General features: G+C 67.0%; 12 protein-coding genes and 1 pseudogene. 7 read left to right on the top strand and 6 right to left on the bottom strand.

Annotated elements, in window-relative coordinates:
• Positions 1-134: 134 nt before the first annotated feature.
• Entirely contained in the window at positions 135-1,148 is a 1,014-nt protein-coding gene (glpX, locus tag EDF42_RS07370; protein WP_395861609.1) for a class II fructose-bisphosphatase, read from the top strand.
• Positions 1,149-1,267: 119 nt separating this feature from the next.
• Positions 1,268-2,569 (top strand): MFS transporter, encoded by a 1,302-nt coding sequence (locus EDF42_RS07365; protein WP_185040818.1) that lies wholly within the window; start codon positions 1,268-1,270, stop codon positions 2,567-2,569.
• A 10-nt stretch (positions 2,570-2,579) separates the two neighbouring features.
• Here EDF42_RS07365 and EDF42_RS19230 read toward each other — a convergent pair whose 3' ends face one another.
• Together EDF42_RS19230 and EDF42_RS19385 are read right to left on the bottom strand one after the other, a co-directional pair.
• Positions 2,580-3,161, bottom strand: coding sequence for a hypothetical protein (locus EDF42_RS19230; RefSeq protein WP_243648833.1), 582 nt, complete (start codon positions 3,159-3,161; stop codon positions 2,580-2,582).
• Positions 3,162-3,275: 114 nt separating this feature from the next.
• Positions 3,276-3,932: pseudogene (locus tag EDF42_RS19385) on the bottom strand (FGGY family carbohydrate kinase); the annotation flags it as partial.
• A 267-nt stretch (positions 3,933-4,199) separates the two neighbouring features.
• Here EDF42_RS19385 and EDF42_RS07355 point away from each other — a divergent pair.
• The 4 genes from EDF42_RS07355 to EDF42_RS07340 all read left to right on the top strand — a co-directional run bounded on the left by EDF42_RS07355 (position 4,200) and on the right by EDF42_RS07340 (position 8,924).
• Complete coding sequence (locus EDF42_RS07355; RefSeq protein WP_123293787.1) at positions 4,200-5,039, top strand: class II fructose-bisphosphate aldolase; 840 nt, start codon at positions 4,200-4,202, stop codon at positions 5,037-5,039.
• A gap of 41 nt (positions 5,040-5,080) precedes the next feature.
• Positions 5,081-6,526: an L-fuculokinase gene (locus tag EDF42_RS07350; protein ID WP_123671911.1), complete on the top strand. Its 1,446-nt coding sequence runs from the start codon at positions 5,081-5,083 to the stop codon at positions 6,524-6,526.
• Complete coding sequence (locus EDF42_RS07345; RefSeq protein WP_260235228.1) at positions 6,523-8,031, top strand: FGGY family carbohydrate kinase; 1,509 nt, start codon at positions 6,523-6,525, stop codon at positions 8,029-8,031. Before EDF42_RS07350 ends, EDF42_RS07345 begins: the two co-directional genes overlap by 4 nt.
• Before the next feature lie 119 nt (positions 8,032-8,150).
• Positions 8,151-8,924 (top strand): GntR family transcriptional regulator, encoded by a 774-nt coding sequence (locus EDF42_RS07340; RefSeq protein WP_123340211.1) that lies wholly within the window; start codon positions 8,151-8,153, stop codon positions 8,922-8,924.
• Positions 8,925-8,982: 58 nt separating this feature from the next.
• On the opposite strand, the gene EDF42_RS07335 is transcribed toward EDF42_RS07340, so the two are convergent.
• Positions 8,983-9,840, bottom strand: a complete 858-nt coding sequence (locus EDF42_RS07335; RefSeq protein ID WP_123671909.1) for an enoyl-CoA hydratase/isomerase family protein — start codon at positions 9,838-9,840, stop codon at positions 8,983-8,985.
• A gap of 111 nt (positions 9,841-9,951) precedes the next feature.
• Here EDF42_RS07335 and EDF42_RS07330 point away from each other — a divergent pair, with 111 nt between their 5' ends.
• Positions 9,952-10,563, top strand: a complete 612-nt coding sequence (locus tag EDF42_RS07330) for a TetR family transcriptional regulator (protein ID WP_123340212.1) — start codon at positions 9,952-9,954, stop codon at positions 10,561-10,563.
• A 173-nt stretch (positions 10,564-10,736) separates the two neighbouring features.
• Here the strand turns inward: EDF42_RS07330 and EDF42_RS07325 are convergent, their stop codons facing one another.
• The 3 genes from EDF42_RS07325 to EDF42_RS07315 form a co-directional block, all read right to left on the bottom strand.
• Positions 10,737-12,155, bottom strand: coding sequence for an amidase (locus EDF42_RS07325; RefSeq protein WP_221181008.1), 1,419 nt, complete (start codon positions 12,153-12,155; stop codon positions 10,737-10,739).
• Positions 12,152-12,331: a hypothetical protein gene (locus tag EDF42_RS07320; RefSeq protein ID WP_123671908.1), complete on the bottom strand. Its 180-nt coding sequence runs from the start codon at positions 12,329-12,331 to the stop codon at positions 12,152-12,154. The genes EDF42_RS07325 and EDF42_RS07320 overlap by 4 nt, the downstream gene beginning before the upstream one ends.
• Before the next feature lie 86 nt (positions 12,332-12,417).
• Positions 12,418-13,473 carry an ABC transporter substrate-binding protein gene (locus EDF42_RS07315; RefSeq protein ID WP_123671907.1) on the bottom strand — a complete coding sequence of 352 codons (1,056 nt, stop codon included), beginning with the start codon at positions 13,471-13,473 and terminating at the stop codon, positions 12,418-12,420.
• Positions 13,474-13,535 lie beyond the last annotated feature (62 nt).

Below are 13,535 nucleotides of genomic sequence, written 5' to 3'. Positions count from 1 at the left end.
CACCCGCCGTTTCAGGGCGTTCTCCCGGAGACTGCTACGTCGTTGGGCGAGCCGCTGACACACAGTACGACGAGATTGCTGCTTGTGTCTATACGCGTTGGACTGTCTAGACAAAAATCGTTGCAGGTCACATGATGGGAGCCATGCCTTCACTCGCTGACGAGCCCTCTACGGAGACCGGTTCCCTGTTCCTCCAGCCCGACCGCAACCTGGCCCTCGAGCTCGTGCGTGCGACGGAGGCCGCCGCGATCCGTGCGCAGCCGTGGGTCGGGCGCGGTGAGAAGAACCTCGCCGACGGCGCCGCGGTCGACGCGATGCGCAAGTTCCTCGGCACGGTGAACTTCGACGGCGTCGTCGTCATCGGTGAGGGCGAGAAGGACAACGCCCCGATGCTCTACAACGGTGAGCACGTCGGCAACGGTCACGGCCCGGCCTGCGACATCGCGGTCGACCCGATCGACGGTACCTCGCTCACCGCCGCCGGCCGGCAGAACGCCATCTCGGTCATGGCCGTCTCGGACCGCGGTTCGATGTACGACCCCTCCGCCGTGTTCTACATGGACAAGATCGCCGCCGGGCCCGAGGGCCGCGGGGTCCTGGACCTCGAGAAGCCGATCGGTGAGAACATCCGCGCGCTGGCGAAGGCCAAGGGCAAGGACCTCGAGGACATGGTCGTGGCCGTGCTCGACCGTCCCCGTCACGACGAGTTGATCCGTGCGATCCGTGCGACCGGTGCCGGGACGCGTCTGCTGCTCGACGGTGACGTCGCCGGTGGCATCGCCGCGGCGCTGCCGGGCTCGACGATCGACATGTGCGTCGGTGTCGGCGGCACCCCCGAGGGCATCATCACGGCGTGCGCGATCAAGGCGCTCGGCGGCGTGATCCTCGGCAAGCTGCAGCCGAAGGACGACGAGGAGCGCGAGCGCGCCATCGCCGCCGGCCACGACCTGGACAAGGTCCTCGACCAGGACGACCTGGTCACGGGTGACAACACGTTCTTCGTCGCCACCGGCGTCACCGACGGCGTCCTGGTCGACGGTGTCCGTCGCTCGCGCGGCGTCATCCACACCGACTCGCTCGTGCTGCGGTCGCGCTCGAACACCATCCGCCGGATCCAGGCGGACCACCGTGCGGAGAAGTGGTTCTAGCTCTCAATACTGGCGAGTCCGATCAACCGTGACTCGTCGGGGGCCGCGCCTCCGTGGTGTCCGGCGCGGCCCCCACCCCACATCCGTTCGAAGGAGAACGCGCGATGACCAACGAGTCCATGACCGCCAGCGCCGCAGTGCCGACGGGTCGAGGGCTGCTCGACCGGCTCGGCCTGCCCGCCCCACTCGCGCTCGGGTTCCTCGGCGTCCTGCTGTTCATGATCGGGGACGGAGTCGAGTCGAACTACCTGTCGCCGTTTCTCGTGGACACAGAAGGCTTCAGCGAGTCCGCTGCCGCGGTGACGATCAGCGCCTACGGCATCTTCGTCACCGTCGGATCGTGGCTTTCTGGCACCCTCTCCTCTGTCCTGGGCCCCCGCAAGGTGATGATCATCGGCGCCGCGACTTGGGTCGTCTTCGAGGCGCTGTTCCTGACCGTCGGCGTCGGTGCTGACGTGCGCTGGGTAGCCGTCGTCGCGTACTCGATTCGCGGCATCGGGTACCCGTTCTTTGCCTACGCGTTCCTGGTGTGGATCAACACCGCGACCCGACCGGAGCAGCGCGGAAGCTCCGTGGGCTGGTTCTGGTTCGTATTCGGAGCTGGACTGCCAACGCTCGGATCGCTGCTGGCCAGTTGGACGATTCCGGTCATCGGTGAAGTCGGCACCTTCTGGCTTGCGACGGGCCTCGTGGTCCTCGGGGCACTCACCGCCATCCTCGGCGTCCGAGACCGACAGCACGCCGGACCCGCGCACAACGGCGACAGCGCGATCGCTGAGCTTGCCAAGGGACTCACGATCATCTGGCGTCAGCCACGGGTCAGTGTCGGAGCACTCGTACGGCTCATCAACACGGCGCCGAACTTCGCGCTCTTCGTCGTCGCGCCGTTCTTCTTCACTGAACAGATCGGCTTCACGCAGTCTCAGTACCTGCAGATCGTGACGATCGTCTACACGGCGAACATCTTCGCCAACCTCTTCTTCGGAGTCCTCGGCGACCGGTTTGGGTGGCAACGCACAGTGCTTTGGTTCGGGTGTGTCATGAGCGCGGTCGGGGCCGCCTCGCTGTACATCGTGCCGGTGCTGGTTGGCCCGAACTTCTGGCTCACCGTCCTGTGCTGGGCGATTCTCGGAATCGGTCTGGCCGGCTTCGTACCTCTCACGGCCTTGGTCCCCTCGTTCGTCCCGGCGGAAGATCGCGGGAGCGCGCTCGCTGTGTACACGCTCGCGGCAGGCCTCTCGGCGTTCATCGGCCCGGTCCTTGTCGGTGTCCTCGGCGGAGCAGCAAACGTTCCCATCCTCATCGGCACCTTCGTGGCGATGTACGTCGTCGGGGCGCTGCTGTGTCTCGCGCTCCGAAGCGAGGAAGATCCCCGCAACCTCCGGATCGCGGCTGCGGACAGGCACGGTGACCTGCCCTAGGGACGGGGCATCACCGGGCGCTCTCGTGGCTGGTGTCGGCGCGCATCACGGTATCGGCGTCGACTACCCAGTCCAGCGCGGCCGCCGCGAGCATCGCTGCGCCGACGGCTGCGACTTCCGGCTCGTGCACGATCTGCATCCGCCGTCCGCTGACCTGTTCCTTGATCGCGAGCCAGCCGGGCGCACGTGACCATCCACCGGCCACGTACACGTGCCCTGGTGCGGGCATCAGCGCGGTGACTTCGTCGATCGCATCGGCGCCGACCCGCGCGAGGGCGCCGAGTACCGCCGCCGCCCTCGATGTCGCCTTCGCGGGAGCTCCGACGGAGTACTTCGGTCGGCCTCCGCCGCGATCGCCCGCGACGAACACGTCCGAGTCCACGTACCCGTCCGGCTTCCTTCGACCGCTCGCAATGAGTCGCAGTTCCGACGCAACCTCTGGGTCGAGCGACGCCCATTCGACGTTCCGGGTGAACTCCTCGACCGACAGGAGTGAGGTGCCGGTGTTCCGGATCCCGGGCGCGACGTCGACTCCTGTGGTTCGGTTCACCTGCTCCGGCGCCTGCGCCACGACGACTTCCGCGGTTCCCATGGAGTCGAGTACTGCTCCTTGGTCTAGCCGGTCCACTGCCCACCCGCCGATCGGATGGTCGTGGCCGCCAGCGATCGCGAGTGCGCCTGGGGCAAGCACTCCGGCCGCGTCCAAGCGCCTCGACAGGATCGGTCCGACGGCCTCACCTGCGGTGAGGACCTTCGGCAGGAGCGTCGGATCCCGCAGCGTGCTCTCCACTCGCGCCAGCACCCATGAGCGAGTTCTTCCGTCCCAGGCTGCGGTCCGCGCCGCGATCGAGTCGCTCATGAAGGCGGTGCCGGACCAAGCGCTGGCTGCGTAGTCAGTGAGTGATACCCAGCCTGCTGCGGATTCGAGCTGTCCTTGCTCACGGGCCCAGAGCCAACCGACGAGCGTTCTTGCGGCATCGTCGCCGACGCCGACTCCGTCAGCTGCAGCGAGCTGCGGGGCGACGGCGGTGAACAGCCTGGCTCGTCGTGGATCGAACCAGGCGAGCGCCGACGCCGTTGGGCGCAGTTGTGCGTCGACGGGGATGCCGTCCTCGCCGACACCGACGGCGCAGACCGCATGAACGGCGAACTCTGTCCCGCAGACCTCGAGGAGCATGTCCTCGATGAGCCGAAGCAATTGCTGCGCGTCGATGGACAGATCGGTGTCGTCGCGCGGGGTCTGTCGCTGGGCTCGGCTGACGACTCGACTGTCAGCACCCAGACCGACGACCTTCGTGTTGGTACTGCCGATGTCGACCCCGCAGACGATCGGACCCCGGTGTGCGCGCTTCACGAGCGTCATTCTGTCCCATGAGCGGGACCGCAACAGCCCGATGTGGACAATTCGCTGGACTGTACATATGGACTAGACAATCTGTACCAACCTGCCTACCATGGACGGGAACCCAGGCGGTTCGGCCGAGACGGATCTCCGTCGCAGCGACGCGATGACGCAATCATCCGCGCCGCCGCGTGCGCCCCTTGGAAGCCGCCGAGACCACCGAAGCGCTCCGAAAACACGGCGACTTGCACGTCGCGACGCCGTCGGTGCAGGCCGAAAGGAACCCTCTTGCCTCTTGTCAGCGGTATCGACGTCATCAACGAGTGCACTTCACGCGGGCTCGTCGCCGGCGCGTTCAACACCACGAACATCGAAACGACGATGGGGATCGTCGCAGCGATCGAGAAGGTCGGCGTTCCGACGTTCATCCAGGTCGCTCCGACCAACGCGGCGCTGTCAGGGTTCGAGTACATCTACGACATGGTCAGCCGCCGGTTGGCAGAGTGCGACGTCCCGGTGGCGCTGCACCTCGACCACGGGAAGTCGCTCGATGCTGTGAGGGATGCGCTTGCGGCGGACTTCACCTCGATCATGATCGACTACTCCGAGTACGACTACGACGAGAACGTGCGCGTCTCGAAGATCGCACGAGAGCTGACGCCGTCGTCGCTCGCTCTCGAAGCAGAGCTCGGCAGCATCGGCGGCAAGGAGGACGACGTCGCTCCCGAGTTCGCGGCACACACCGACCCCCAGCAGGCCGCCGAGTTCGTCGCCGCGACCGGGTGCGACATGCTCGCGGTATCGGTCGGGAACCAGCACGGGTACGTCCCGAACGCCGCGATCGACTTCGAGCTGCTCGCCGCCGTCCGCGACGCCAGCCCGGTCCCGCTCGTCATCCACGGCGGTTCCGGACTGCCCGATGAGCAGCTCGCGCAGCTACACGAGTACAACGTCGTGAAGGTCAACGTTGCCAGCGATCTCCGGAACGCGATGATCCGCTCGTTCGGCGAGGCCTACAACGCCAACCCGAAGGAGGCGTCGCTCATCCGAGTCTCCACGGACGCGGTCGCCGCCATCACCCACGTAGTCGAGAAGCGTATCCGCACGCTGAACCCATCCGTCGCCTGACCTGTCACCGCGTTCAGCGCCGAACCGAAGGACCTCACCCCGTGCTCCCTACCATCACGGTCGACATCGGCACGACCAGCATCAAGCTGTGCCTGTTCGACGACGTGGGCGGCGTCGTCGTCTCGACGAAGCACCCGACGCCGACGACCCGGGACGCTTGGGGAGAGGTCTACCAGGTGGAGGCGCTGCTGCAGCAGATCGCCGACTTCGTCCGCGGCCTCGACGATGCGGCACGACGTTCGGTGCGTCGCATCGCGATCGCCGGTGTGGGAGAGTCCGGCGGGCTGGTCCGCCCCGATGGGTCGTTGGCATCGCCGATGATCCTCTGGCACGACCACCGTGGAGCGGACTGGCTCGAGGACTTCGATGTCTTCAGCCGCGATCGCGTGTACGCGATCACTGGACTCCCGGTGAACCCGAACTACGGCATCTCGAAAGTGGCGTGGGCCGTGGACAACGCTGGCTCGGGGGCTGCTGATGCGCAGTGGTTGAACGTGGCGGAGTTCGTAGCGGCCGAACTGACCGGCGAACGATGGTCGGAGTTCTCCCTCGCCAGCAGGACGATGGCGCTCGATCTCGCGGCCAGGACGTGGTCGGCCGAGATGTGCGACTTCTTCGATCTGGACGTCAGCCGGTTCCCCGACCTCCGCACCGCTTCCGAAGGCACGACGCTCTCGCCCGTTCGGGCCGCGGAGCTCAGACTGGACACCTCTGTCATGGTCCACGTCGCCGGCCACGATCACATGGTCGGTGCCGTCGGCGCCGACCTTGAACACAACGAGCTGCTGAATTCGACGGGGACGACCGAGGGCTTGCTGTTCCTGACCGACGCACCGACTCTCGGTCCGGCAGCAGGACGCGCGAAGCTCGCGAACGGAATCTCTTGCACCGGGTCCGACTACACGCTGTTCGCCTCGATCCCGACTGGTGGCTCGGCGTTCGCGACGTTGCAGGGACTGCTCGGCCGTTCCGCATCGGAACTCGCTGACAGCATCTCCGGCATCCACCAGGAGTACGTCGCCGGCGACGTGGCGCTCGACCGCGTGCCCGTGATCCTCCCGCAGTTCCGCGGGAGCCCCCCGCCGACGAAGAACGCTCGAACACGCGGCGCGATCGCCGGGCTGCAGACCGACACGACCGCCAACGAACTCATCCTGGGCTGCTTCCTCGGGATGGCACTGCAGTTCTCCGACGTGCTCGACCTCTTCCCAGTCACGGCGAGCCGCGTGAAGGTGATCGGGCCCGCAGGCGGGAACCCGCTCTGGCAGCAGCTGAAGGCGGACCTCCTCGGCACACCGCTCACAGCCTCCCGATTCCCGGAGGTCGTCTCCCGCGGCGCGCAAGCCCTCGCCTCCGACCAGCGGCTCAGTTGGCAGGACAGCGATCCGGAAGATGTGGACGTCGACACGGCTCGACGCGAGGCACTCGCTCAATGGCGAGCAACGATCCAGCCCCAGTGGGACTACCTCAAGGGTCTCCCCGCATGAGGCTGTTCGAACCGTCTGAGACAACTTCCGTAACCCAAAGGAGGTCGACGATGCTGATCGCAGGAATCGACTCATCCACGCAGATGTGCAAGGTCACTGTTCGAGACGCCGCGACCGGCAACCGTGTGCGGGAAGGGAAGGCGTCACACCCGTCCGGCACGATCGTCCACCCGGATCGGTGGTGGCAGGCGCTGCTCACAGCGGTTGAGCGTGCAGGCGGACTCGAAGACGTGCAAGCGATCGCGGTGAGCGGTCAACAGCACACTCCGGTCTTCCTCGACGAGGACGGCGAGGTCGTCTGCGATTCACCGCTCTGGAACGACACCGGTTCCCACGGCCAGATGGTCAGCCTGAACGAGGAACTCGGTCGAGACACGTGGATCCGCCGAACGGGCCTGCCGCTCACGCTCTCGGACACCGTCGTGAAGCTCCGCTGGCTGCGAGACACGGACCCGGCGGCAGCCGAGCGAACTGCCGCGGTGGCGATCGTCCCCGACTGGCTCACCTGGCGCCTCCTGGGGTACGGAAGCCGGCACGGCGGCCTGGATGCTCTCGTCACCGACCGATCGGACGCCGCGGCAACCGCGTACTGGTCGCCGGAGACCGGTGAGTACTGCATGGACCTCGTCGAGCATGCGTTCGGCAAGACCGTGACCCTTCCGAAGATCCTCGGACCGCTCGACCGCGCCGGTGTGACCGGTGGAGGTATCCCCGGCATCCCCGCAGGAATCGTCGTGGGCGCTGGCAGCGGTGACAACGGAGCCGCAGCCCTCGCGCTCGACGTCAGCGCCGGCGACACCGTGCTCTCTCTCGGAACCTCCGGGGTCGTCTACACGCAGTCCGAAACGCCGATCCACGACTACGCCGGATACGTCTGCAACTACGCGGACGCCACTGGCAAGTTCCAACCGCTCGTTGCGACCCTGAACGCCGGCCGGAACTTCGAACTCGGCGCCGCACTGCTCGGCTGCTCGTTCGACGAACTCTCGGACCTTGCGCTCTCTGCCCCGGCAGGTGCGAACGGTCTGACCCTGTTGCCGTACTTCGAAGGAGAGCGGACTCCGGATCTGCCCCACGCGAGAGCCTCACTGCATCAAGCGTCCCTGACCAACTTCAACCGTCCGAACTTCGCGCGGGCCATCATCGAAGGAACCCTTGCGAGCCAGGTCGAGATGCTTGAAGCGTTGGAGCGGTGCGGCATCGTCACGGAACGCGTCGTCCTCATCGGTGGTGCTGCGCAAAGTGAGGCGGTTCAGCACATCCTGACGCAGATGGTCGACGTACCTGTTGTCGTCCCCGATCCCGAGGAGTACGTCGCCAAGGGGGCGGCGATGCAGGCGCTTGCTGCGCTGCAAGGGGCGTTCCCGGTCTGGTCGACGAACGGCGACGAACTCGCCCCGCTGCGAACCGAAACGCAGATCTCGCAGCAGCATGACGCTGCGAAGGTGGCGATGGGGTACTTCGAGAAGACGGCGGCGCGATCCTCGCAACCTGCAGTCCAATAGCTGAGATCGGTCGGGAGCGGAGCACCGTGCGGTGGCTGTACGGGTTGTCCGTGTGAGATGGTCATACCGTCTACGTGGTGGTGTCATGCCGCCCCGGGTGCGATGCGAGGAGAGCCAGGATGAGCGAGCAACAGGCCATTGACCGGCAGTCGCCTGTGCCGTACTACGAACAGCTCGCTGATGTGCTCCAGGTCCGCGTGGAGACCGGGGCGATCGCTGTGGGGGACCGTTTGCCGAGCGAACTGGACCTCTCCGCTGAGTACGGAATCGCCCGCGCGACCGTCCGGCAGGCCCTGCAGCTCCTTGAGAGTCGAGGACTAGCCCAGCGTGTCCCGAATCGAGGTGTCTTCGCGTCGCGGCCGTCGTCCGACCGTGGATGGATGATCCAGAACACCGAAGGGTTCCTTGAGAACGCGGTCGGACGACAGAACCGCGCCGTGACCACCACCGTCCTGCGATCGGGGAGAGCGAAGCTGCCGGACTTCGTCGCCGCCTTGCTCGAAGTCGCGGTCGGAGTCGAGGGATTCGAACTCGTCCGCCTTCGCCACCTGGACGGTGTCCCTGCCGTGTACAGCGTCAACTACAGTCCGCCAAGCGTCGCCCCGATCGTCGGCGATTCGGAAGCCGTGCTCAACGGAACTGGGTCCCTCTCCGAGCTGCTGACGCGTGCCGGCTACCCACTCCGCGGCGCGCACCGCACGATCCGTGCGCGGGCCGCGACTGCTGAAGTCGCTGAAGCTCTGGAAGTCGTGCGCGGCGAGCCGGTCATCTGCGTGCAATCCACGTCCTGGACGAAGAACGAAGAACGCTTCGACGTGTACGAGACATGGGTGCGAACCGACGTCGTCCCGCTCGAGGTGAACGTCAGCTCGGTCGACATCCCCGGCCATTGAGCTGTGAACGGTGACTGCTGGGCGCCGGTCTCGCATGGAGAAGCCGGCGCCCAAGCCGTCAGATCTCGCTGATCAGTGCCTCGAGGCGGAGTTCGCCGGCACGGGTCTGCATGCCGGCGTCGAGGAGCCGGTGAGCAAGCTCTGCCGCGTCGGCGGTGAACAACGGACCGAGAAGCGCATTCTCCGTTGCGAGGCCTCTTCGCGTCACTCCGCTCGGAACCGTGTTCACCGCCTCCTTGACGGCGAAGACGACTTCGGGCCTCAGCTCACCGATCCGACGTGCCAGTGAACCGACGTACTCATCGATCTCGTCCGCCGGCAGAGCCCGGTTCACCAGCCCGTAGCGCTCGGCGAGTTCGGCATCGACGAGCTGGGCGCCGAGGAGGATCTCGAGGGAACGAGCCCTGCCGACGAGCGAGGTCAAGTACTGCGTCCCTCCGCCACCGGCCATGATGCCCATGAGCACCTCGGGCTGGGCTTGACCGGCTTTACCGATGGCGGCAAAGCGCATGTCCAACGCCATGAGGAATTCGTTGCCACCGCCGCGGGCGAGGCCGGTCAGCTTCCCGATCGTGATCTGAGGGAGAGAGCGCACTTCCTCGTGGACAACTTGCATGAGGTTCATGTCCGCAGGAAACTCCGCATCCGGATTCGCCGCCATCGTTGCCGCGCCGGCGGCTGCCATCACCTCGGGTTCTGTGATGAACCGAGTGTCGCCGTGCGCCACGAAGATGTCGGGATCAGCGCTGTCGAAGACGATCACGCGGACGGCTTCGTCGCCACGCACCTGCGAGACGAACCGGCGCAGCGATGGTAGGAGAGTCCCGTCAGAGAGGTTCAAGGGGGGATTGTCGATGGTGACATGGGCGACCCCATCAGCTACCGAGATGTGCAGGGCGGGCAGGTCGTAGGTCATGGGTGTTCTCTCCGTATCGCGTGAACATCAGCGCCTTGTTTGACACTGAGTGTCACTGTAGACACAAGAATTCGTACCTGCAACTGAAGTCAAGGCTCGTAGGATGGTCGGATGCACGGGACCAGTACGCGAGCGATCGGGCGTGCCGCCGTTCGCAACGAACTCGGTGCCGTCGGTCTGCGGAAATTCCTCGAGTCGGGTTTCGACGCCATCACCTTCGACGACCTCGCGAGAGAAGCAGGTGTCTCACGCAGCACCTTCTTGCGCTACTTCGGCAGCAAAGAGGACGTGGTCTTGCACGTCTTCGACACCGTTGGCGACCAGATGGCCGCGGTTCTCGCTACCCAGCCGTTGACCGAGGACGCCTGGTCGGCGCTCCGCGCCGCGGTTGCTCCGGCAGTGGATCTGCTGCAAGATGCGGCGGACGGCCTCGACAGGATCCGGCTCGTCTGGTCCACCCCCGCGCTCTGGGCACGCCTTCACGAGAAGCAGGCGACTTGGCGCCCAGAACTCGTTGACCTCCTGCTCAAACGCGAGCCCCGGGTCGGGACGCCGATCATCGCGGTGCGCACGCGAGTGATGGCTGCTGTCGGCTGCCTGATGGTGGCCTACGACGGTTGGGTCGAGGACAACGGCATCTCGCCGCTGGATGAGCTGACAGACTCTGCGTTCGCTGCGCTGACGCGATCGGGTGGCCTCGGCCGTCCGAGCACAGACACTTGACGTCCAACGGTGAACCGGCCGAGTTCGGCGGTCGTCGGCACGGTGACGAGTGGTCAGCCACGACACTGTTTCGTCGCGGTCGATGGGCTCCCGCCTGAGCGTGCGGAGGCTGCGACTCGACCTCTGACGTGCGGTGCGCAGTTGCTCGCGAGCACAGGCTGGCATGCGGGCGGTCAAGAAAGCTGCGGTCGCAGCAGGTGATGCGACGTGATTGCCTGATACCCGTTCCCGGCTGCGAGTGCTCGCGTCTCGTCGAACGCTCGGGAGGTGAGGAGCATCCCGATCGGGAGTCCGTCCCGGTCGAGCCCGATCGGAACGCTGAGTCCGGGGAGGCCCGCCATGCTGCCGATCGCTGTGTACCGCATGTTCCCGGCCGTGAGCGACGCCGGCCCCCCGTCGAGTTCGACGCTCTCCGCGCCGTGCGGCAGCGCCGTGAACGGCAGGGTCGGTGTCACGAGGACGTCAACGTCGCGCATCGCCTCGAGCAGCCCGTCGCGGAACCACGCTCGGAAACGCTGCGCCTGCACGTACTCGACGCCTGAGTAGCGGAGCCCGATCTCCAGATGCGTCCGGACGTCGTCGCCGTAGTCGTCCGGCCTGGTGCGCAGGAGGTCGAGGTGCATCGCGCTCGGCTCCACAGCGTCGACCACGAGTTGCGCATCCACGAGCTCGTCCACACCGGGCACGTGGATCTCGGTGACCACCGCGCCAGCGGCGACGAGCGCGTCGAGCGCGGCGCGCACGCCGGCGGTGACATCGGGTTGGTTGCCGACGAGCGCGTAGTCGGCGATCACACCGACCCGGAGGCCGCGCAGGTGGGTGGCGGGGTCGACGGCCTGGAGGCTCGGCGCGGTCGGGTGGACCGGCTCGCGTCGCGTGGTCCGGTCGCGCTGGTCCCACCCCGCGATCGCGTCGTGCACGACGGCGGTGTCCGCCGCAGTCCGGGCCAGCGGCCCGACGGTGTCCATGGTCCACGCGAGTGGGACGACACCGGCGTTGCTGACTCGACCGATGGTGGGACGCAACCCGCTGACGCCGTTGACCGACGCGGGGAGCCGCACCGAGCCTCCCGTGTCCGTCCCGAGTGCCGCGACGACCATGCCGGCCGCGACCGCGATGCCGGACCCGCCGGAGGACCCGGCGGGGACCCGATCTCGGTTCCACGGGTTCCGCGCGCGTCCGGTGTGGGGGTTGTCCGTGGTGCCGCCCCACGCGAGCTCGTGCATGTTCGTGCGGCCGACGAGCACCGCACCGGCGTCGCGCAGGCTGGTGACGACGGTGGCGTCGTGCGTGGCGGGCTCGTCGCCGAGGAGCAGGCTGCCGGCGCGGGTGTGCTGTCCGGCGACGTCGATGTTGTCCTTCACCGCGACGGGCAGGCCGTGCAGTGGACCGCGGTCGACGGCGGCGGCGAGTTCGGCGTCAGCTCGTGCTGCGGCGGCCCGGGCGCCGTCACGGTCGACGTGGACGAAGGCGGCGAGGTCCGCCTGCTCGTCGATGCGGGCGATGCTCTGCTCGACGAGTGCGACGGCGGTGGTCGTTCCGGAGCGGAGCATGCCGGCGAGTTCCGCGATCGGTCGGTGGAGGTCGGTCACGGGCGGGCTCCGTCGCGGGCGTCGGTGGTGTCCGCAGCGGCCGGTCCCGCCTGCGCGTGGTCGAAGACCGAGATGGGGACGACCTCGGGTGGGATGTTCGCGGTGACGAAGGCGGCGATGGAGCGTCCGCGAGCGGTCCACTCCTCGGTCAGAGTCTGGCGGGCGGTCGCGTCCATGGGAGCTCCTCTGGTGCGGGGAAGGCGGGGAAGGCGGGGAAGGCGGGGCCGCCGGGTGGCGGCCCCGCCTTGGGTGGTGGGGTCGATCAGTTCTTCGCGGGGTAGGACTTCTCGGCCTTGCCCGAGAAGGTGGTGTCGACGTTCGTGTCGTACGAGGTGGCGTCGGCCGGGTACTTCTTGACGTTGTCGATGTCGGCAGCGAGCTGGAGGTTGTGGTCCCAGGCTTCCTCGGTGACGGTCGCACCGTGCGGGTAGCCGTCCGCCTCGATCTCCCGCTTGACGGCGGAGGCGACCGTGGACTTGTCGAGTTTCGGGAAGTACTTCTCGGCGACCTTGATGGTGCCGGCCTCGTCTGAGTAGATGTAGTTGTAGGCCCGCTGGAATGCGTTGACGACGCCTTGCGTCGCCTCGGGGTTCGCCTTCACGTACTTCTGGGTGGAGGTGAGTGACGAGAACGCGAAGGGGTTCCACTCGTCGCCGGCGGCCGGCCATGAGTACACGACGTGCATGTCCTGCTGGTCGACGGCCTGGCTGACCGAGGGCTCCGGGACGACCGCGTAGTCGGCCTGGCCGGATGCGACGGCGGCGAGTTCGTTGCCGAGGGAGACGTTGATGAGGTCGACGTCCTTGAGGTCGTACGTGTCGATCATCTTCGTCATGAGTGCCCAGGTGGAGTCCGGTGACGGGGAGACGACGACCTTCTTGCCGTTCAGGATCGTGGGGTCGTCCTGCGCGCTCGCGTCGTCCTTGCCGACGAGGAACTCGGCGGGGGCGTTCTGTACGCCGGCGACGATGACACCCTCACCGCCCTGTTCGTGGGACTTGGCGGAGAACACCGGGTCCTGGATGGAGAACCCGGCTGAGCCGCCGAGCACCGCGGCGAATGAGGCGTTGCCGGATCCGCCGGTGTCGATCTTGACGTTCACGCCCTCGTCCTCGAAGTAGCCCTTCTCCTGGGCGACGTAGAGCGGCAGGTAGAGGAGGGTCTGAACTGCCTGGTTGATGGTGACGTCCTGGGTCTCGCCGTCGGCCGAGTCGGCCGCGCTGGAGCCGGACGCGCACCCGGTGAGTGCGACCAGTGTGGCGGCGGTCGCCGCGACGAGGGTGAGGACGCGGGCGCGTCGAGGGAGGGGAGATCGCATGGGGCACAGCCCTTTCGGTGGGAGGAGCGCAGGGAAGGAGGGTGAGGTGGGAGGGGTTTCCG

Source organism: Curtobacterium sp. PhB172 (assembly GCF_003752545.1).
GTDB lineage: Bacteria > Actinomycetota > Actinomycetes > Actinomycetales > Microbacteriaceae > Curtobacterium.
Note: the sequence above shows the minus strand (reverse complement) of the source record. Positions and strands in the feature narration are given on the sequence as shown.